Raw genomic sequence first — 19,463 nt, 5'->3', positions numbered from 1 at the left:
CCCGCCTCGAGCTGGCGCCGCGACCGGGTCGCCGGAGGGATCTGTTCAGTGGGTAGGCCCCACCTTTTGTTCAGGTGTCCGGCCGCTGTCGCGTCTCGGCGAGGGCCTCGATCGTATCGCGATCGTGGTCCCGGATGCAGTCGACGCCGTTGCGCTCGAACTGGATGGCGGCGGCCAGCGCGGTCCGGCTTCGCTCGCGGTCCATGGCCCACGCGGCGTGTCGCACGAGCAGGGCGAGCTGCAGCGCCCGGCCCAGGGTGATCGCGACCCGGCGGGCGCCCGCCTCGAGGCCGGGGCGGTCGGCGGCGGCCATCTCCTTGATCCACGCGCGGGCGTGCGACACCGCGCGCGACGCGGACGTCTCGGCCTCGGCGAGCTTGGGCTCGACGACGCCGGTCAGGAGGCGCGCCACCTCGGCCGCGAGGATGTCGAGCGAGCCGTCCTTCAGGATCACCCGCAGCGCGTCGAGGGCGAGCACGTTCGTCGTGCCCTCCCAGATCGTGAGGACCTGCGCGTCCCGGAGCAGGCGCGGCAGCCCCGTGTCCTCGACGTAGCCGGCCCCGCCGAACGCCTCGAGCACCTCGCTCAGCACCGACACCGCCTGCTTGGCGGTCGTGAGCTTCGCGAGCGGGATGATCAGCCGCAGCAGCTTCGCCTCCGAGTCGGTGAGCGAGCCCGTCTCCTCGCGCCCGAGCAGCTCGATCGCGCGGAAGGTCAGGTGGAAGGCGCCCTCGAACTCGGCCTGGATCTCGGCGAGCGTGTCCATGTGCAGCGGCTTCTCCGCCAGCGTCGCGCCGAACTGGACTCGGCTCTGGGCGTACGAGCGCGCCAGCGCGAGCCCCCGGCGCATCCCGGCGATGGCGCCGATCGCGTTCCAGGTGCGCGTCACGTTGAGCATCGGCGCGATCGCCCGGACGCCGTTCGACAGGCCCGCCACCGGCGTGGCGAGGACGCCGTCGAGCGTGAGCTCGGCGGTCGGCACCTTGCGGGTGCCGAGCTTGTCCTTCAGCCGGTTGATCAGCACGCCGTGGCGGCGCCCCGCCTCGCCCGCGAGCTCCACGTAGAAGAGCGCGAGGCCGCGGCTGCCCTCCGGGTTGCCCTCGGGGCGCGCGAGCGTGAGCGCCATCTCCGACGTTGTCGACGAGGCGAACCACTTCGTCCCGTGCAGCCGGTAGGCCCCGTCGGGGCCGAGGCGCGCCGCCGTCTCGCTCCGCCCCACGTCCGAGCCGCCGGTGCGCTCGGTCATCCACTGGCCCGAGGTCCACGCGGCGGCGGGGTCGCGGCTTGTGAGCCGGGGCACCGCGCGGTCGATGAGCGCGCGGTTGTCGCTCGCGAGCAGCGTCCGCGCGGCGCCGTCCGTCATCGCGAGCGGGCACGTGTACACGTCGCTCGACGCGTCGAAGAGGTACGCCAGCGCGAACTGATGGACGCGCGAGAACGCGCCGTGCGCCCGCTCGTAGGCCGTCGCGACGACCCCCCGCTCGCACGCGATCCGGGCCGCCTCCTTCCAGAGCGCGGTCACCTCGACGTGGTCGACGCGCCTTCCCCAGGCGTCCCACGACGTGAGCTTCGGCTCGTTCGCGCGATCGGCGAGCTGCAGCTGGTACAGGCGGCCGCCGGCGAGCTCGCCCATCTCCCGCAGCGAAGGCGTTATCGACGCGGCCACCTCGCGCGGCAGGGCCCGCGCGAGGTAGGACCGCAGCACGCGGTCGTCGTCGTACTGGTTCCCGAGTGTGGGGGGGTCTTGATAGAAAGCCACCGGCCGACTCCTAGGTTGGTGCGCCGCAACCCGAACCGTGCGACGCCCGCGCGCCGATCACGTTCCGCGCGCCCCTCCGTGCACGCGCGGCGACTCGCAGCCTCGATAGAGCTCGAAGCTACTGAACCCGTCCCACCCGGTTCAACAGGAAGCCGGAGGCTGCGTCGCGCCGACGCGGCGAACGGTGAACCTCTGCTGGTAATTTCGCCGCGTCGCCCGGTTTTTGTGGGCTGTTCGGGTGCTGTGTCGCACGGAAAGAAGCGGAAGTCGCTGAATGTGCAGTTCTTGACTTCTCCGATGTACCAATGCATATGGCTGGCGGTGAAGCTCTCGAACAAGGGTCGCTACGGTGTGCGCGCATTGTTCGATATCGCATTCCACAACGACGGGCGGCCGACCCAGATCCGCGAGATCTCCGAGCGGGAGCTCATCCCCGCGCGCTTCCTGGAGCAGATCTTCCAGGACCTGAAGAAGGCCGGGCTCATCAGCTCGAAGCGGGGGCCGCGCGGCGGCTACCACCTCGCGCGGCCCGCGAGCGAGATCAGCCTGGGCGACGTCGTCCGCGCCCTGGAGGGGCCGGTCGCCGTGATCGCGCCGGATGACGACGGCAGGCCGGAGGGCTCGCCGCTCGACCCGCCCACGGCCGTGTTCCACGATCTGGCGCTCGCGATCGAGCGCTGCTTCGACTCGGTGTCGATCGCCGACGTCTGCGAGCGCGGCGTCGAGCTCGGCGTGCGCCGCAAGGGGCGGCCGGAGCGCTCGACCTACGTGATCTGAGCCGACACCATGAGCAGCCCCGAACGATCCGCACAGTCCACCGGCGCCCCCCGCGCCCCCGCGGAACCCGCGGACGGCGCGGCGCGGCTCCCGCCGCTCCCGTCGCACCCGCGCGTCGTCGACAGCCTCCTCGACCTCGTGGGCGACACGCCGCTCTTCGAGATCCGCCGCGTCGACGCGGCGACGCCCCGGGGGCGCGTCTTCGGGAAGGCCGAGCAGCAGAACCCGGGCGGCTCGCTGAAGGACCGGATCTGCCTCGCGATGATCGAGGGCGCCGAGGCGCGCGGGCTGCTCGGCGCGGGCGGCGTGGTCATCGAGCCCACGTCGGGGAACACAGGGATCGGGCTCGCGATCGTGTGCGCGGCGAAGGGGTACCGCTGCATCCTGACGATGCCGGCGAGCATGAGCCTGGAGCGGCGCCAGCTGCTCGAGGCCTACGGCGCGGAGGTCGTCCTGACCGAGCCCGAGGCGCAGATGGAGGGGGCCATCGCCCGGGCGCGCGAGCTCGCGGCGGACATCCCGGGGGCGCTCATCCTCAGCCAGTTCGACAACCCCGACAACCCGCGCGTCCACGCGGAGACGACCGCCCGGGAGATCCTGCACGCGATGGCCGGCCTCGACGCGCCGGGGCGGCCCGGTCCCCGGCAGTCGCTGACGATCGACGCGTTCGTCGCCGGCGTGGGGACGGGCGGGTCGGTGAGCGGCGTCGGGCGGGTGCTCAAGCGGATGCGCGCGGCGACGCGCGTCATCGCGGTCGAGCCCGAGTCGTGCGCGACGATCTCGCGCGGCGAGCGCGGGCCCACCAAGATCCAGGGGCTCGCCGCCGGGTTCGTCCCCGCGAACTATGATCCGCGCGTGGTGGACGAGGTGCGGACGGTCAGCGATCGCGCCGCGTACGACACGAAGGTGGCGCTGGCACGGCAGGAGGGGCTGCTCGTCGGCATCAGCGCTGGCGCGGCGGTGCGCGTCGCGCTCGACGTCGCCCGCGAGCTCGGCCCCGACGCCAGCGTGGTGACCGTCCTCTGCGACACCGGCGAGCGTTACTTCAGCCTGGACGAGTATTTCCGATGAGCGGCGGCGGCGAGGTGATCCGCGGGTGCGTCCTCCTCGTCGGGGCGGGGGGGATCGCCGCGCCCGCCGGGCTCGCGCTCGCCGCCGCCGGGGTGCGGGAGCTCCGGGTCGCGGACGACGACCAGGTCGAGCTGACGAACCTGCACCGTCAGATCCTGTTCGACGACGGCGACGTCGGGCGGCCGAAGCTCGATGCGTTCGCGGAGGCGCTGCGCCGCCGCTTCCCCGGGCTCCGCGTCGATCGCCGTCACGGCCGCTTCACGCCGAGCGCGGCGGCGGGGCTGATGCCGGGCGTCTCCGTGGTGGTCGACGCGACCGACAACTTCGCGTCGCGGTTCCTGATCGCCGACGTGTGCCGCCTCACGAGGACGCCGGTGGTCCATGCCGCCGCGATCCGCTGGCGCGCGACGGTGATGGCGGTCGCGGGGGAGGGGGCGCCCTGCTACCGCTGCCTGTTCGAGGACCTGCCGACCGGGGACGCGCCGGATTGCGCCACGGCCGGGGTGGCTGGCCCGGTGTGCGGCGTGGCCGGCGCGATCGCGGCGGATCGCGCGCTGGCGATCCTCGCGGGCGACGCGTCGATCTTCGGCCGGATCGCGACGTACGACGGCCGCACGGACACGCTGCGCAGCGTCCCTGTCTCCGCGCGGCCCGCCTGCGACCTGTGCGGAGCGCGCGCCTCGATCGCGACGATCGACGCGTCCCGCTACGTCGTCGCGTGCGCGGCCGAGAGCGGATCCCCGACCCACGTTGAAGGGGACCGCGAGAGCGGATCCCCGACCCACGTTGAAGGGGACCGCGAGAGCGGATCCCCGACCCACGTTGAAGGGGACCGCGAGAGCGGATCCCCGACCCACGTTGAAACTGAAAAGGACCGCGAGAGCGGATCCTCGACCCACCTCAAGACTGGAGAGCAAGACCATGGCTGACACCGCGACCGTCCGCATCCCGACCCCGCTCCGCACGCTCACCGGCGGCCAGGACGAGGTCAACGCCGCCGGCGGCACCGTCGGCGAGCTGATCGAGAACCTCGAGAAGAGCTACCCCGGCATCCGCGACCGACTCCTCGACGAGAAGGGCGTGCGGCGCTTCGTGAACATCTTCGTGGGCGACGAGGACATCCGCTTCCTCGACGGGCTGAAGACGCCCGTGAAGGGCGGTGACCAGGTGGCGATCGTGCCCGCGATCGCCGGGGGCTGAGGTGGTCGACCCGCGCTATCTCCGCCAGGTGTTGCTCGCGGAGATCGGTCCAGAGGGACAGGCGAGGCTCGGGGCGGCGACGGCGCGCGTGCGCGGCGGCGGCAGCGACGCGCCGCCGCTCGCGCACGAGGTGGCGGAGCGCTACGCGCGCGGCGCCGGCTTCGGCGCGCTCGCGGACGGCGCGATCGACCTCGCCGCGCTCGCGCCCGCGGACCTCGTCGCCTCGCCCGCCGCGCGCGCCGTGCTCGCCGGCGCGCGCGCGGCGCTCGCCGAGATGCGCGCCGCGCTGGCGCTGGGCACCGCCGCGGGGAGCGCGGGGCAGGGGAGCGCGGGGGAGGTCGACCCGTCATGAGGCACTCGCTCGCCCGCTCCAGCCGCCTGGGGTCGGTCGTCGACGCCGTGGGTGACACGCCGCTCTTGCGCCTCTCGCGCGTCGGCCGCGACACACCGTCGGTCGAGGTCTACGCCAAGCTCGAGTTCGCGAACCCCGGCGGCTCGGTGAAGGATCGCGCCGCGCTGCGGATGATGACCCGCGCCGCCGCGGACGGGCGCCTCACCAGCCAGAAGACGCTCATCGACTCGACGAGCGGCAACACCGGGGTCGCCTACTCGCTCTTCGGCGCGGCGATGGGCTTCAAGGTGGCGCTCGTCATGCCGTCGAACGTGTCGAAGGCGCGCAAGGACATCGCGCGCGCGTTCGGCACGGAGCTCATCTTCAGCGACCCGATGGAGGGCTCCGACGGCGCGATCCGCCTCGTGCGCTCGCTGGTCGAGAAGGAGCCGGAGCGGTACTTCTACCCGGATCAGTACTCGAACGAGGACAACCCGCTCGCCCACTACCACGGCACGGCGCGCGAGATCCTGGAGGCGGTCGGCGACAGGATCACGCACTTCGTGGCCGGCATCGGCACGAGCGGCACCATCGTCGGGACGAGCCGGCGGCTGCGCGAGCACCACCGCCCGATCCGCTGCGTCGCCGTGGAGCCCACGGAGGCGCTCCACGGGCTGGAGGGGCTCAAGCACCTGCCGAGCTCGCTCGTGCCCGCCATCCACGACGAGGGCGCGTACCACGAGACGATGCGCATCGCGACGGAGGACGGCTGGGACATGTCCGATCGCCTCGCGCGCGAGGAGGCGCTGCACGTGGGGCACTCGGGCGGCGCGGCCGTCTTCGCGGCCTTCGAGATCGCGAAGCGCCTGCACCGCGAACAGCAAGGGGGGTGCGTCGTGGCGATTGTCCCCGACCGGGGTGACCGCTATTTTGCGCCCATGAAATGGGAGAAGCGTTACGTATGGTGATGTCTCCACAGCCGTGGACCGCCGGCGGGGTCGTCCTCAAGGCGAGCGTGCTCAAGGCGGTCGAGGACGAGGCGCTCGCGGGCTACGCGCGCGACGAGGAGGCCTGCGGGTACCTGAAGGGGCCCGCGGACGAGCCGCTGCTCTGCGACGAGCACGTCCGGATGGACAACATCGCGAACAAGCTCCACGCCGTCGATCCGGAGCGGTACTTCCGGACGGCGCGGACGTTCTTCGATTTCAACGGCAAGCGCTTCTCCGACGCCGTCGAGAAGGGCGCCTCGGCGGGGCGCCCGGTGAAGGTGCTCTATCACTCGCACCTCGACGCCGGCGCCTACTTCAGCCCGACGGACGCCGCCATGATGAGCGGCGGCGAGCCGCCGGCCGAGGAAGGGGGCCAGATCGTGATGGGGCCCGGGCCGGCGTTCCCGCTCGCGTTCCTCGTCACCAGCGTGCGCGGCGGCTCCGGCGAAGGGCGCCCGGAGGAGGCGCCCCGCATCGCGGAGCACCGCCTCTTCGTGTGGGACGGCGGCGCCTTCGTCGCGTCGACGTTCTCCGTCGTCGATTGAGCTCATCGCGCCGGGGCGCGCGCCGACGCGCTCTCGCGCAGCCCTCCTCCGCTCGTTGAGGGGTCTGCACCCGAGGCCCGGAGCGGCCGAGTCCGTAGTCGTCACTTGATCATCGAAGGAGTTGCCTAAATGTCAGGTTTTGTTGTCTGGTTCACCGGTTTGAGCGGCGCCGGCAAGAGCACGCTCGCGGCGATGCTCTCGGCCGAGCTCCGCGCCCGCTCCGTCCACGTGGAGGTGCTCGACGGCGACGAGGTGCGCACCAACCTCTCGAAGGGCCTCGGGTTCTCGAAGGAGGACCGCGATACGAACATCCGGCGAATCGGATACGTGGCGAAGCTCATCGCCCGGTCGGGCGCGTGCGCGATGACGGCCGCCATCAGCCCGTACAAGGCGATCCGTGACGAGCAGCGGGCCCAGATCCCCCACTTCGTCGAGGTGTTCTGCTCCTGCGAGATCCCCGTGCTCGCCGAGCGCGACGCGAAGGGGCTCTACAAGAAGGCGCTCGCGGGCGAGATCAAGAACTTCACGGGCATCGACGATCCGTACGAGGCGCCCGAGAGCCCCGAGGTGGTCGTCGACACCGGCAAGGAGACGAAGGAGGAGAGCCTCGCCAAGATCCTCGCCAAGCTCGAGGAGCTCGGCTACGTCCCGCGCCGCGGCGCCGCGGTCGCCGTGTCCGGCGCGGCCGCCGCGGGGGCGGCCGCGGGCGGAGCGCGCGGGCTGATCGCGCCGCACGGCGGCGAGCTCGTGAACCGGTGGGTCGAGGGCGCGGCGAAGGCGTCGCTCGCGGAGCGGGCGAAGGGGCTGCCGGTCATCGAGCTCGACGAGCGGACCGAGAGCGACGTCGAGATGATCGCGATCGGGGCGTTCTCGCCGCTGCGCGGCTTCATGAACTCGAAGGACTACCTGCGCGTCGTGCGCGAGATGCGGCTCGAGAGCGGCCTGCCGTGGTCGATGCCGATCACGCTCGCCGTCTCCGAGCAGGCGGCCGAGGGGCTCCGCGTGGGCTCCGAGGCGGCGCTCCGCGCGCGCGACGGCCGCATCGTCGCGGTCATCGAGCTGAGCGACAAGTGGCGGCCGAACAAGGAGCTCGAGGCGCAGGAGGTGTTCCGGACGACCGAGACGAAGCACCCGGGCGTCGCGTACCTGATGGGCACGGGCCCCGTGTACGTCGGCGGCGAGATCCGCGTGCTGGAGCGGCCCGTCGACTCGGCGTTCCCGGCGTACGACCGGGGCCCGGCGACGACGCGGGCGTACTTCGCCGAGAAGGGCTGGCGCCGCATCGTCGGGTTCCAGACGCGGAACCCGATCCACAGGGCGCACGAGTTCATCACCAAGACGGCGCTGGAGATCTGCGACGGCCTGATGATCCACCCGCTCGTCGGCGCGACCAAGTCGGACGACATCCCGGCGGACGTGCGGATGCGTTGCTACGAGGAGCTCATCGCGAAGTACTATGTGAAGGACCGCGTGCTCCTCTCGATCTACCCGGCGGCGATGCGCTACGCGGGGCCGCGCGAGGCGATCTTCCACGCGCTGGCTCGCAAGAACTACGGCTGCTCGCACTTCATCGTGGGGCGCGATCACGCCGGCGTCGGCAGCTACTACGGCACGTACGACGCGCAGGAGATCTTCAATGCCTTCAGCCCCGGAGAGCTCGGCATCACCACGCTCAACTTCGAAAACGCGTTCTACTCGACGGTGGTCGGCGCGATGGCCACGGCGAAGACGGCGCCTGGTGATGCGTCGACGCAGGTCAACCTGTCCGGGACGAAGGTGCGCGAGCTGCTGCAGCGCGGCGAGCTGCCGCCGCCGGAGTTCTCCCGTCCGGAGGTCGCGCGCATCCTCATCGAGTCGATGCGCAAGTCGTCGTAGCCGCGAGCGCCTGAGGGCCGCGGCGGGCGGCGCCGCCGAGCGGGGCCGCGCGGCATCCGACGGGGCGCGTGTGGCGCGGGCCGCGCGCGCCGCGGCCCTCTCGCTCCTCGCCGCGCTCGCCGGCGTCTCCGCGGGGACGCCGGCGCGCGCGGATCTCAGCGACGACGCCGCGCGCGTGGCGCGGATGTGGTCGCTCTCGGGCGCGCGCGTCGCGCGCCTCCCCCCCATCTTCCTCGAGCACGGCCGCGCCCGGGTCGTGGCGATCGATCCGCCCGCCGGCCCGGCCCGCGCGGCTGGCGCTGCCGGCGCGGCGGCGGACGAGTGCCTCACCGCCGCGTTCCTCGCGCCGCGCACGGCGGAGTTCACGCTCTCGCCCGAGGGGCCGTCGGGCGGCGTCTCCGCCCTCGAGGGCCTCGTCCAGCAGCTGCGCGGCGCGGAGCCCGAGGACGACCGCCGCGTCCCGAGCGTCGCCGGGGTCGCGGCCATCACGCGGTGCGGAGCCGAGCGCGAGGGGCTGCGCCGCGTGGCGATCGAGGTGCTCTCGACGCGCAGCGCGTTCGACGTCGTCGTCGCCGCGTCGAGCGGGCCGCTGGAGCGCGTCGAGGCCATCCTGCCGGAGCGCGCGTCCGGGCCCGTCGCGCCGCGCGGCGACCCCGGGCGGCCCTCCGAGCCGGGGCCGCTCGACGCCCGGGTCGCGCGGGCCGCGCGGCGCGCGCTCGCGGAAGGGGCGCCGCGCGTCGCTCCGACCGACATGCGCGCCTCGTCGATCGGGACGGGGCAGTTCTCGGTCAAGCTCCCCGAGGGCTGCCACCGCCTCGACCTGATGGCCGAGGTGCCGAGCGCCGCGTTGCGCCGCGCGACCGACCTCGACGCCGAGGCGCGCGAGGGGACCACGGGCAGGCTGCTCGATCGCGACAGGTCCGACGCGCCCGACGCGCGGCTCGATTTCTGTCTGGGCGAGCAGGGGGTCGTCGAGGTGCCCTTCCTCGGGGCCGCGGGGCCGGTGAAGGTCGTGCTGTCCGACGCGCAGTGGCCGATGTCCGCGTTCGTGCCGGGGCACTTCGGCGCGCGCGCCCGGGGCAACCTGGCCGCCGCGCTGCGCCGCCGCCACGCGCCCGCGCCGCGCGCGCAGGTGATCGCCGAGGCGGTCGGCGCGCAGGGCGACACGCTCGTCCCGGTCCAGGTCGAGCCGGGCCGCTGCTACTTCGCGGCGGCGGCGCTGGCCCGGGGCGAGCTGCGCGCGCTCCGGATCTCCGTCGAGATCGGCGACCGCGCCGGGCGCGACGACGCCGGCGAGAACGGCGAGAGCGCCGGCGTGGCGTTCTGCTCCGAGATCGAGGAGAGCGCCGCCCTCCGCGTGTCCGCGCGCGGCGGCTCGCCTATCTGGGTCGTCGCGGTCTGGCCGATGGACTGACCCCGCTCACTCCGCGGTGCGGGGGCGCCTCGGGCGGCGGCGTGGGGCCTGCTCCAGGCCTGGGCCGGCCGCGGCGCCGGGCTGGGCTCGCTCCGGCAGCAGCTGGCGGAGCTGCCAGGCCTGCAGGAACGCGCGCCGCTCCGCCGCGCGCAGCGCGTGCTGGTGCTGGCCCATCATGAACGCCGGCACGACCAGCATGAACAGGGTCGTCAGCGTCAGCGCCGTCATGGTCGCGATCTTCGAGTGCTCGACGGCCTGCGGCAGGATGACCATCGCGCCGCCCGCGAACTCGTACGAGCGGGGCAGGACGCCCGAGTACTCGATCCACGCGGCGGCCAGCACCGCGACGCAGCTGGTCACGACGACGGCGACGCGGTAGGCCGTCCGGTACGTGAACGAGTTCGCGTACGTGAGGATGACGAGCAGCATCGGCATGAAGAGCAGCGGGCCGAAGCCGCGCCCGATGCACAGGAAGCTGAGCACGTTGAAGACGAAGCCGGCGTAGGCGTACCACTCCGCGGACGGGCGGTGGACGACGCGCGCGGCGAGGAACTTCATCAGCGCCGCCAGGGCGGTGAAGCCCAGGATGAAGGCGAAGACCTGCCACTCCCGGATGCCCAGCCACACGGCGGCGACCAGCGTCGCGATCGCCGTCGCGAGCAGCTCGGCGCGCATGCCCGCGCGCAGCTGCAGCCGGTGCCGCGCCGCCGCGGCCGCGTCCAGCTCGGCGAGCACCTCCGCCGGCATCTCGCGCGGCGGCTCGGTCAGGACGCGCCGGAGCGTCTCCAGGGCGCGCTCGTTGGACGGATCGAAGGCGAGCGCCTGGCCGACCTCGCTGAGCAGCGCCTTCCGCGCGCCCTCGGCCTCCTTGCCGCCGGCGAGCGCCTCCGTGACGCGCTCCTCGGCCAGCCCCGCGTGCCGCGCCGCGAGGTCGCGGCGGAGCTCCACGTCCTTGTCGCCGTCGAGGAACCGCTCGACCGCCTCGTAGAGCGCGCGGGCGGACGGGTAGCGCTCGGAGGGCTCGCGCCGCGTCGCCGTCACGCAGATCGCGTCGAGCTCCGGCGGCACCTCGCGCTCGGGCGCGCGCACCGACGCCCGCGCGTCGGCGCCGTGGAGGAGCGAGTCGAGCATCTCGGTGCGGTCCTTCTTCGGGTGCAGCGGCTTGAGCGTGAGGAGCTCGAAGAGGATCGCGCCGAGCGAGTAGATGTCGCTGCGCACGTCGAGCGTGTCGACGCACCCCTGCGCCTGCTCCGGCGACATGTACCCGAGGGTCCCGAGCACGTCGCCCGGGATGGTCCGCGTGCTCATGGGATCTTCGCCCATGTCGATCGTCTGGAGCGGCGTGTCGATGAGCTTCGCGACGCCCCAGTCGAGCAGGTACACCTCGCCGAAGTCGCCGAGCATGATGTTGGCGGGCTTGAGGTCGCGGTGGAGCACGCCGCGCGAGTGCGCGAAGTCGACGGCGATGCAGACCGACGAGAAGGCGGTGAGCAGCCTGCGGCGCGAGAAGCTCTGGAGCGCCGTCGGGTCGCCCTCGCGGAGCTCGTTCAGGATCCTCGCCAGCGTGAGGCCCCGGAGGCGCTTCATCGTGAAGTACGCCGAGCCCTTGTTGTCCGCGCCGAGGTCGTAGACGGGCACGATCGACGGGTGCTCGAGCTGGCCCTGCACCCGGGCCTCGCGGAGGAACCGGTGGCGCAGCGTCGTGTCGCCCTGGTGCTCGGCGCGGATGACCTTCATGGCCACGTCGCGGCCGATGCGGCGGTCCCTGCAGAAGTGGACCTCGCCCATCCCCCCGACGCCGAGCAGCGACCGCATCTCGTAGCGGGGGCCGTCGCTGGACAGATCCGTGAGCTCCGCGCGGGCGCGGCCGAGGCTCACGGGGGTGGGGCTCTGGCCGTGCGAATCTCCGCCCTTCCCGCGAGATTTTCGCATCTCGGGGAGCTGCTCGAGCGTCTCGAAGTCGTCGTCGAACAGGGCCATGGCGTCCGGGAAGCCAGGCTCGGTCGCGCCGTGCCAGAAATACCCACATCGGCAGGGCTCCGCGTGGCGACCCTCGACCGCCTCGACGGACGGCAGCGAGCGGCGTTGCGGAGTGCTGGGCTTCCTCGGACGAGAAAATCTCGTATCGGGTGGTCATGTCAACGGGATGCTGCGTCCGTAGAAGACGGCCGGCGCGCAACGCGACGGCGGCGCGCCGCGCACATCCCGTGCGGTCGGGGTGAAGGCGGGAGCCGCTCGCGAAATGAAGGTCGATGTCGGGGGTCCAGCGGTCCTGGCGCGCGCTGTGGTGGCGTCTCCGTCGCGCAGGGGGCGCGATGTGGGGCGCGTCACGTCACGGCGCGGACGATCGCCGGCGGAGGCTCGAGGTGCGCGATGCGCTCGAGGTGCTCGCGCTCGGCGCGCTCAACGTCCGAGGAGCGCGAGCAGCGTCTTCTTGTTCGTGAGGCCGACGTGCCGCCCGACGGGCTCGCCCTTCTGGAAGGCGACCACCGTCGGCAGGCCGCGGATGCCGAACCGCTGCGCGGCCTCGGGCGACGCGTCGACGTCGAGCTTGACCACCTTCACCTCGCCCGCCGTCTCGGCGGCGATCTCATCGACGATCGGCGCGAGCCGCTTGCAGGGGGCGCACCAGGATGCCGAGAAGTCCACGAGCACCGGCGTGTCCGTCTGCAGGACCTCCTGCGCGAAATTCAGGTCGTTGACTTCGATGACATGGCTGCTGCCCATGGCGCTGTCCTTTCGGTTGTCTCGGGATTGAGCGGGCCCTGGCCGCGATGTGCCGGCCCGATGCCGGCCCGATCCTCGACAGCCACGCTCGCTCCAACTGTTATACGCACGGTTTCAGTTTCTGCCAGGGGAGCGCCTTGGCCGCCCGCAGGGAGGGCGGCCACGCGTGTGTGCCGGGCAGGAGGCCGGCGCGGCGTCGCCGCGCGGCCAGGCGCCTCCGCGATCAGCCGGCCTTGACCGGCGCAGGCGCCGGGCGGCCGAGGTGCTGCGCCCGGAGCGCGATGTCCGCGACGGTCTTCTGCGCGAGGCCGCGCAGCAGCCCTGCGTTGGCGGCCTCCGCGACCTCATCGAACGCCCGCTGGATCCCCGACCCGATCGGGCACCTCGCGTTCGGCTCGCACGGGCTCGGCGCGATGGCGCCTTCCGGCTCGACGGCGGCGTACACCTCGCTCAGCCGGATCTTCTTCGCCGGCCTCGCCAGGCGATAGCCGCCCGAGCGGCCCTCCCGCGCCTCGATGAGCCCGGCCTGCGACAGCCGCGCGAGGATGCGCCGCAGGAAGGCCGGGTTCGTGTTGATGCTCGCCGACAGCGCGTCGCTCGCGCAGCTCTCGTCGGACTGGGCGAGCAGCGCGAGGGCGTGCGTGGCGATGGCGAAGCGACCCGAGGACATCGAACGGCCCCTCGGCCGTCATCTGAGGGCTCGGGGGGGTCCGCTGTCAAGGCGCGGCGGGCGGCCTGGCGCTCGTGCGTTCGCGCGCTCGCGCCTCGGCGCCTGCTCGCTCAGCGAGACCTGGGCGAGGTGCGGATCAGCACGAGGGCGTCTCCCTTGCCGTCCGCGAGGCGCAGCTCGATCGACGCGGGGACGGCCGCCGGGCCGGCGCAGCGGCTGTCGGACACGACGTGCCGCGCCCTGGCGAGCGAGCTCTCGCCCGTCGAGGTGTCGACGAGCCGCAGGTCGACGCCCGCGCCGTCGGCGTCGAGCGCCACGATCACCTCGGCGCACGTGTTGGCCGGGATCGGGAGCGGGAGGATCTTGAGGCGCGCGGCGTCGAGCCCCACCGCCTGCGCGCCGGCCGCCCCCGCGGCGTCGGCGGGGCCGGCGGCGCTCAGGCGCCCGAGCAGCCTCGCGGCGGCGAGCGGATGGGCGACGAGCGCCGGCGGGGCCTCGGGCTCCTTGCGGACCTCCACGGCGAACGGGCCAGGCTGCGCCATCGACTCGACGTCGACGCGGGCCGGGCCGCCGCGCCCGCAGGTGAAGAGCGTCGCCCGGGCGCCGCCACGGGCGCGGCCGAGGAGGGCGTGGCCCTCGCTCCAGAGCTCCGCGAGCACGTCGGCGAGCGGCTTGCCGGCCAGCACGTCGATCCGCGCGCAGCCGGCCGGCAGCTCGATCGGCAGCGTCGTCCGGCTGCCGAGCCGCGCGGCCCCTGTCGACACGCGCGGCGCGCCGTGGCCCCGGCCGGCGAGCGCGCGGGCGTGGTCCGCCCGCGCCTCGGCGAGGTCGCGGCCCTCGGTCACGCGCTCGATCGGCGTGGCGCCGGAGATCTCCGCCTCGGCGCCCGGCTGCGAGCGGCCCACGACGACGGCCACGAGGCCCTGCGTGCCGCGCGAGCGGATCGCGATCGAGAGATCGACGGAGACCGCCGAGCAGAGCAGCAGCGAGCGATCCTGGCCCCGCTCGCGCGCGCGCGCGACGACCCTGCCGGTCTCGTCCTCGGCGACCACCTCGAGCGAGGCGACCTCGTCGCTCGGCGAGACGAGCACGTCGAGGCAGCGGCCGCCGTCGAGGGTGGCGCCGATCCGGCTCGCGGTCCTCGATCCGACGGGCAGCGCGACGCGCCGGACGTCGTCCCAGCGCGCGCCGACCGCGGCGCGGCGCGCCCGGATCTTCGCCTCCAGGCCGGGCCACGACTCGAGGCGCCCGCTCTCGTCGCCGGACCTGCCGCGCGCGCCGACGGCGCGCGCGACCGCGTCGGCCGCCTTGACCGGCACGCTCTGCACGCCGACGCTCACCGCCCCGGCGCCCGACATCACGCGCGCCATGACATAGAGCCTCCGCGGGTGCGGCGGGCAGACGAGGATGGACGCGCGCGCGTCGGCGGCCTCGTCCGTCGAGAAGGCGCTGCCGTCGTCCTCGAAGGCGAACAGGTCGACGTCGCTGATCGTCGGCGAGACCCGCGCCATCGCGAGCATGCACTCGCCGGCGGGCACCTCGACGAAGGCGCCGAGCCGATCGCCGTCGGACGCCATGTCCGCGCCGATCACCCGCAGCGCGCTCGCGCCCGCCTGCGCTGCGCGCTGGGCGTCCCCGCCGAGGAGGGTGCTGCCGTCGATGCGATCCGGCAGCGCGCGCAGCGTCTCCGGCGGCGGCGCGCCCGGCGAGGCGATCGCCCCGGCGCCGCAGGCGGGCAGGACGGCGAGCGAGGCCGCGAGCGCCCAGGCCGCGAGGGCGAGCGATGGAGCCGCGGCGCGGGCGGGCTCGGACGGGCGGCGCGCACGCAGGATCGGGAGCGCAGGCCGCGGCGCGGGCGTCGGCGGGGGCGCGGGCGAAGGAAGGGACGCGGGATGTCGGGGGCGCAAGGGCGTGGGCTCGTCGGGGCGGGCGCTCGATCGAGAGGGAAGGTTCTACTTCAGCGCGGGTACGGCATCCAGGGCGCGCCGGCCGCCGCCGGGGCCGCGGCCGTCCACCGCGTCATCCCTCGGCTGTCTCGGCGCAGATCCGCCCGAGCGTCCGGACCGCGTGCTCGCTCAGCTCCGTGAACGGGTAGCCGCAGTTCACCCGGATGTAGTTCGAGAAGCGGTGCTTGGCCGAGAAGATCGGCCCCGGCGCGACGCTGATGCCGTGCTCGAGCGCGCGCTCGTGCACGTCGAGCGCGCTCGTGCCGGGCGGCAGCTCGACCCAGAGCACGAAGCCGCCGGCGGGGCGCGAGACGCGGGTGCCGGGCGGGAAGTGCTCGGCGATCGCCTCGCTCATGCGCGCGACCTGGGCGGCGAGCCGGCGCCGGAGCGTCCGCAGGTGGTGGTCGTACCCGCCGATCTCGAGGAACTCGGCGATCGCCATCTGCGGCAGCGTCGCGGTCGCCACGCTCTGCGCGAACTTGAGCTGCTCGACCTCGTCGAGGAAGCGGCCGGGCGCTGTCCAGCCGACCCGGTAGCCCGGCGCCACCGTTTTCGTGAACGACGAGCAGAGCATCACGAGGCCCTTCTTGTCGAACGCCTTGGCGGGGCGGGGGCGGACGTCGCCGAAGTGCAGATCGCCGTAGATGTCGTCCTCGATGAGCGGCACCTCGCGGCGCGCGAGCATCGCGACGAGCCGCTCCTTCGCCTCGTCGGGCATGGCGCTGCCGAGGGGGTTGTTGAAGTTCGGGATCGCGAGGCACGCCTTGATGCGGTGGCGGCCCAGCATCTCCTCGAGGACGTCGAGGTCCATGCCGGTGCGGGGGTGCGACGGGACCTCGATCGCCTTGATGCCGAGGCTCTCGATGAGCTGGAGGAGCCCGTAGTACGCCGGCGACTCCAGCGCGACCGTGTCGCCCCGGCGGGCGACAGCGCGCAGGCAGAGGTGGAGCGCCTCCATGGCGCCGACCGTCGTCACGATGTCGTCGGGGGAGAGCGCGACGCCCGACTCGACCGAGCGCCGGGCGATCTGCCGCCGCAGCGCCGGCAGGCCGGGCGGCGGATCGTACGAGACGCCGGCGCCGCCCGCGCTCCGCGCGATCGCGCTGAGGATCCGGTTCAGCTTGTCGGTCGGCAGGAGCTCCGGGCTCGGGCACGCCGCGCCGAACGGGACGATGTGCGGGTCCCGGCACGCCCGGTAGACCTTGGACACGAGGCTCTTCACGCTGACCCGCGTGGCGGTCGTGCAGGGGCGCGCGGCCCGGGGCTCGGGCAGCGCCGTGCCCCGGCGGGCGCGGACGTAGTGCCCCGACTGCGGGCGCGCCTCGATGAGCCCGCGGTTCTCCAGCTGCATGTACGCCTGCAGCACCGTCGCGACGCTGACCCCCTGCTGCCGACTGAGCCGCCGCACCGACGGGATCCGGTCGCCCGGCCGCAGCGCGCCGCGCGCGATCAGATCCGCGATGTGCGCGGCGACGCGGTCGTAGAGGTGGGCCTCGTCATCTGCTTCCGCTTCGATGGGCGCCTGCACCTGCACGAGACGAAGTGTACAGCCGGGCGGGCCCTGCGGTACCGGTACAGCTGCCGGGCGTGAGGACCAGCACAGTCGCCTGTTCCGGAAACTGTACCGGCCTCAATTACCAACCGACTGCCTCTGTACCGGTCGCTCGCCTGGCCCCACCCTCCGGGGCATGAAATTGACCTCACTTGTTTCGGAGCCGCCATCGCGCCTCCTGGAGCCGTCGCGGATCGAGCTCGGGAAGGGTCGCCTGTGGACGCACCGCTTGCGGGGCGGCCCGGTGCTCCTGAGCTGTACCGCCGGCGCGGTCTGGATCACCCGCGAGGGGGAGCCGGAGGACGTGGTGCTGGAGGCCGGCTCCAGCTATGGAGGCGAGGGGCGCGGGCTCCTCGTGGTGGAGGCGCTCGAGCCGGCGCAGATCGCGGTGGCGAGAGGCGAGGCAGGCAAGACGCTGCGCGCGGCGCTGGCGAAGGCGCGGGGGAGCTGGCTGGTGCTGCTCTCGCTCCTCGCGCTGTACGTGATCTGGGGCTCGACGTACCTGGCGGTCTCGGTCGCGCTCGAGACGATGCCGCCCTTCTTGCTGGCCGGGACGCGCTTCATGACGGCGGGCGCGCTGCTCTACGGCGTGCTCCGGCTGCGCGGCGCCCCTCGCCCGACGCTGCGGCAGTGGGGCGCGGCCGCGCGGGTCGGGGTGCTGCTGCTCGTCTTCGGCAACGGGTTCGTCGTCGTCTCGCAGCAGTGGGTGAGCTCGGGCGTCGCCGCGGTCGTGGTGTCCACGATGCCGCTCTGGCTGGCGCTCTTCGCCACCGCGCGAGGCAGGGGCGCCGCCGGCGGCGCGCCCGCCGGCGCCCCGGCGGTCTCCCGGCGCGAGTGGATCGGGCTCCTCGTCGGGTTCGCGGGCGCGGCGCTCCTCCACCTCGGCGGCGATCTCCACGCGGCGCACGCCGGGGCCCTGCTCATCTTGCTGGCCCCCGTGTCGTGGGCGCTCGGCTCGCTGTACAGCCGCTCGCTGCCGCTCCCGGAAGGGCCGATGGCGGTCGCGGCGGAGATGCTCGCGGCCGGCGCGGTGATGCTCGGGGTGAGCGCGCTCTCGGGCGAGCACCTCGCGGCGGCGCCCTCATCGCGGTCGCTCCTCGCGCTCGCCTATCTGGCGGTGTTCGGATCGATCGTGGCCCTCAGCGCGTACACGTACCTGCTGCGGAGCACGCGCCCGGCGATCGCGACGAGCTACGCGTACGTGAACCCGATCGTCGCCATCGCGCTCGGCGTCCTGCTCGGCGGCGAGCGGGCCTCCGCGACGACCTGGGCCGCGGCGGCCATCGTCGGCGCCGGCGTCGTCATCGTCTCGCGGCGCTAGGCGCGCCGCGACGCGCCGCGCTGCGCTCACCGGCCACACCCACCCCCACCCCGCTCCGACGGCGCGTCGCGCCGGCCGCCTTCGCGCCCCGGGCGCGCGCCGTCGACCGTAGGCAATGCGGGGGGCGGCGTGTAGTGTGCGCGGCGAGGAGGCGAGGTAGATGAAGAGAGGGTACCGGCTGCTCGGCTGGGCGCTGCTCCTGTTCGGGGCGCCGTCGGCGTGCAGCGGCGGCCACGTCGGCGCTGCGTCGAGCAGCGGGGCGAGCGCGGGCGCCGGCGAAGGCGGCGGCGCGGCCACGAGCACCGGAGAGGGCGGCGGCGCGGCGGTGGGCGCCGGAGAAGGCGGCGGCGCGGCGGTGGGCGCCGGCGAAGGCGGCGGGGCGGCCGTCGGCGCGGGCGCGGGCGCGGGGCCGAGCGGCGAGTGCGCGGCGCTCGCGCCCGGACCCTTCGAGCCGGCGCTGGTCACGGACGTGTTCAGCGGCAGCGAGGACTTCGTGTTCGACGGCCGGGGTTACCTCGTCGCCAAGCGGGGGCCGAACCTCATCCGCTTCGACGCCACGGGCCGGACCACGAACTTCGCGTCTCTGCCGGGCCCCGTGCCCGGGCTCCGGTACCGGCCCGACGGGACCCTCGTGGCGGCGCGGCCGGAGCTGGGCGCCGTCGTCCAGGTCTCGGCGACCGGAGCGGTCGACGACTACGTGACAGGCCTCACGGACCCGAACGGCCTCGCTCCGGACGCGCTGGGCAACGTCTGGGCGACCGACCTCGCGGGCGGCCGGGTGATTCGCATCAACCCCGATGCCACGATCGACGAGATCGCGAGCGGCGCCCCCGAGGTGAGCGAGCCGAACGGAATCGTCTTCGACCCGGCGCGATGGGCGGTTTTCTACACCAACTCCTCTGCCGGCGAGATCCGCAAGATCGACCTGAACAACCCAGGCGAACCTCCCTCGCTCGTGGTCACGGTCGCCTCGTCCGTGCTCGAGGGACTCGTCCTCGATACGTGTGGTCACCTCTACACGGTCGATGACGAGAACCGGACGCTCCATCGCGTGAGGCTCGACGCGGGCGGCGCCGCCCTTGGGGAGGCGGAGCTCCTGGCGCGCTTCCCCACCGGGGTGGCCAATGCGCAGTTCGGAGCGGGCCCGGGGTTCGATGCGAGGACCCTTTACGTCGGAGGCGCAACCGGCTCGATCTATGCTGTTGCCGTCGGCATCGGCGGCGCGCCGGTCCCCGCGCCGCCAGAAGCGCCGTGATGGACGCTCCCCGGCGGCGCGCTGGAGGCGG

The 19,463-nt window shown here is 73.8% G+C and carries 17 protein-coding genes; 11 read left to right on the top strand and 6 right to left on the bottom strand.

The window, feature by feature from the left end:
• Positions 1 to 70 precede the first annotated feature (70 nt).
• Entirely contained in the window at positions 71 to 1,759 is a 1,689-nt protein-coding gene (locus tag WMF44_RS31035; protein ID WP_437293662.1) for an acyl-CoA dehydrogenase family protein, read from the bottom strand.
• Positions 1,760 to 2,056: 297 nt separating this feature from the next.
• Here WMF44_RS31035 and WMF44_RS31030 point away from each other — a divergent pair, with 297 nt between their 5' ends.
• From WMF44_RS31030 to WMF44_RS30990, 9 genes are all read left to right on the top strand, one after another.
• Positions 2,057 to 2,536: an RrF2 family transcriptional regulator gene (locus tag WMF44_RS31030; protein WP_049876407.1), complete on the top strand. Its 480-nt coding sequence runs from the start codon at positions 2,057 to 2,059 to the stop codon at positions 2,534 to 2,536.
• A 9-nt stretch (positions 2,537 to 2,545) separates the two neighbouring features.
• Complete coding sequence (gene cysK / locus WMF44_RS31025) at positions 2,546 to 3,607, top strand: cysteine synthase A (protein WP_437293661.1); 1,062 nt, start codon at positions 2,546 to 2,548, stop codon at positions 3,605 to 3,607.
• Positions 3,604 to 4,536, top strand: coding sequence for a HesA/MoeB/ThiF family protein (locus WMF44_RS31020; protein ID WP_437293660.1), 933 nt, complete (start codon positions 3,604 to 3,606; stop codon positions 4,534 to 4,536). Before cysK ends, WMF44_RS31020 begins: the two co-directional genes overlap by 4 nt.
• Positions 4,529 to 4,807 carry a MoaD/ThiS family protein gene (locus WMF44_RS31015; RefSeq protein ID WP_437293659.1) on the top strand — a complete coding sequence of 93 codons (279 nt, stop codon included), beginning with the start codon at positions 4,529 to 4,531 and terminating at the stop codon, positions 4,805 to 4,807. Before WMF44_RS31020 ends, WMF44_RS31015 begins: the two co-directional genes overlap by 8 nt.
• Before the next feature lies 1 nt (position 4,808).
• Entirely contained in the window at positions 4,809 to 5,159 is a 351-nt protein-coding gene (locus WMF44_RS31010) for a hypothetical protein (protein WP_437293658.1), read from the top strand.
• Complete coding sequence (locus WMF44_RS31005) at positions 5,156 to 6,106, top strand: PLP-dependent cysteine synthase family protein (RefSeq protein ID WP_437293657.1); 951 nt, start codon at positions 5,156 to 5,158, stop codon at positions 6,104 to 6,106. The genes WMF44_RS31010 and WMF44_RS31005 overlap by 4 nt, the downstream gene beginning before the upstream one ends.
• On the top strand, positions 6,100 to 6,672 hold the full coding sequence (locus WMF44_RS31000) for a Mov34/MPN/PAD-1 family protein (RefSeq protein WP_437293656.1): 573 nt from the start codon (positions 6,100 to 6,102) through the stop codon (positions 6,670 to 6,672). Before WMF44_RS31005 ends, WMF44_RS31000 begins: the two co-directional genes overlap by 7 nt.
• 129 nt (positions 6,673 to 6,801) lie before the next feature.
• The gene (gene sat, locus WMF44_RS30995; protein WP_437293655.1) at positions 6,802 to 8,547 is read left to right on the top strand and encodes a sulfate adenylyltransferase; all 1,746 of its coding nucleotides are present in this window, start codon (positions 6,802 to 6,804) and stop codon (positions 8,545 to 8,547) included.
• 70 nt (positions 8,548 to 8,617) lie between these two features.
• Complete coding sequence (locus tag WMF44_RS30990) at positions 8,618 to 9,961, top strand: hypothetical protein (protein WP_437293654.1); 1,344 nt, start codon at positions 8,618 to 8,620, stop codon at positions 9,959 to 9,961.
• A 6-nt stretch (positions 9,962 to 9,967) separates the two neighbouring features.
• Here the strand turns inward: WMF44_RS30990 and WMF44_RS30985 are convergent, their stop codons facing one another.
• From WMF44_RS30985 to WMF44_RS30965, 5 genes are all read right to left on the bottom strand, one after another.
• On the bottom strand, positions 9,968 to 11,941 hold the full coding sequence (locus tag WMF44_RS30985; protein ID WP_437293653.1) for a serine/threonine protein kinase: 1,974 nt from the start codon (positions 11,939 to 11,941) through the stop codon (positions 9,968 to 9,970).
• Between the two features lie 423 nt (positions 11,942 to 12,364).
• Positions 12,365 to 12,688: a thioredoxin gene (gene trxA, locus WMF44_RS30980; protein ID WP_012238376.1), complete on the bottom strand. Its 324-nt coding sequence runs from the start codon at positions 12,686 to 12,688 to the stop codon at positions 12,365 to 12,367.
• Positions 12,689 to 12,911: 223 nt separating this feature from the next.
• Positions 12,912 to 13,358, bottom strand: coding sequence for an Rrf2 family transcriptional regulator (locus WMF44_RS30975; RefSeq protein ID WP_437293652.1), 447 nt, complete (start codon positions 13,356 to 13,358; stop codon positions 12,912 to 12,914).
• A gap of 110 nt (positions 13,359 to 13,468) precedes the next feature.
• Entirely contained in the window at positions 13,469 to 15,265 is a 1,797-nt protein-coding gene (locus tag WMF44_RS30970) for a hypothetical protein (protein ID WP_437293651.1), read from the bottom strand.
• 112 nt (positions 15,266 to 15,377) lie between these two features.
• Positions 15,378 to 16,838 carry a PLP-dependent aminotransferase family protein gene (locus WMF44_RS30965; RefSeq protein ID WP_437293650.1) on the bottom strand — a complete coding sequence of 487 codons (1,461 nt, stop codon included), beginning with the start codon at positions 16,836 to 16,838 and terminating at the stop codon, positions 15,378 to 15,380.
• Between the two features lie 154 nt (positions 16,839 to 16,992).
• On the opposite strand from WMF44_RS30965, the gene yedA reads away from it, so the two are divergent.
• Entirely contained in the window at positions 16,993 to 18,177 is a 1,185-nt protein-coding gene (gene yedA, locus WMF44_RS30960) for a drug/metabolite exporter YedA (protein ID WP_437293649.1), read from the top strand.
• A 160-nt stretch (positions 18,178 to 18,337) separates the two neighbouring features.
• Positions 18,338 to 19,432, top strand: coding sequence for an SMP-30/gluconolactonase/LRE family protein (locus WMF44_RS30955; protein ID WP_437293648.1), 1,095 nt, complete (start codon positions 18,338 to 18,340; stop codon positions 19,430 to 19,432).
• Positions 19,433 to 19,463 lie beyond the last annotated feature (31 nt).

The organism is Sorangium sp. So ce426, from assembly GCF_051475585.1.
In the GTDB taxonomy this organism is placed as follows: domain Bacteria; phylum Myxococcota_A; class Polyangia; order Polyangiales; family Polyangiaceae; genus Sorangium; species Sorangium cellulosum_B.
This window is presented reverse-complemented; position numbering and strand designations above follow the sequence as displayed.

Excerpts from the sequence above, each read along its gene's own strand:
- WMF44_RS31030 (WP_049876407.1), top strand. The coding sequence starts at position 2,057 with ATGTACCAATGCATATGGCTGGCGGTGAAGCTCTCGAACAAGGGTCGC.
- cysK (WP_437293661.1), top strand. The coding sequence starts at position 2,546 with ATGAGCAGCCCCGAACGATCCGCACAGTCCACCGGCGCCCCCCGCGCC.
- WMF44_RS31020 (WP_437293660.1), top strand. The coding sequence starts at position 3,604 with ATGAGCGGCGGCGGCGAGGTGATCCGCGGGTGCGTCCTCCTCGTCGGG.
- WMF44_RS31015 (WP_437293659.1), top strand. The coding sequence starts at position 4,529 with ATGGCTGACACCGCGACCGTCCGCATCCCGACCCCGCTCCGCACGCTC.
- WMF44_RS31005 (WP_437293657.1), top strand. The coding sequence starts at position 5,156 with ATGAGGCACTCGCTCGCCCGCTCCAGCCGCCTGGGGTCGGTCGTCGAC.
- WMF44_RS31000 (WP_437293656.1), top strand. The coding sequence starts at position 6,100 with ATGGTGATGTCTCCACAGCCGTGGACCGCCGGCGGGGTCGTCCTCAAG.
- sat (WP_437293655.1), top strand. The coding sequence starts at position 6,802 with ATGTCAGGTTTTGTTGTCTGGTTCACCGGTTTGAGCGGCGCCGGCAAG.
- WMF44_RS30985 (WP_437293653.1), bottom strand. The coding sequence starts at position 11,941 with ATGGCCCTGTTCGACGACGACTTCGAGACGCTCGAGCAGCTCCCCGAG.
- trxA (WP_012238376.1), bottom strand. The coding sequence starts at position 12,688 with ATGGGCAGCAGCCATGTCATCGAAGTCAACGACCTGAATTTCGCGCAG.
- WMF44_RS30975 (WP_437293652.1), bottom strand. The coding sequence starts at position 13,358 with ATGTCCTCGGGTCGCTTCGCCATCGCCACGCACGCCCTCGCGCTGCTC.
- yedA (WP_437293649.1), top strand. The coding sequence starts at position 16,993 with ATGAAATTGACCTCACTTGTTTCGGAGCCGCCATCGCGCCTCCTGGAG.
- WMF44_RS30955 (WP_437293648.1), top strand. The coding sequence starts at position 18,338 with ATGAAGAGAGGGTACCGGCTGCTCGGCTGGGCGCTGCTCCTGTTCGGG.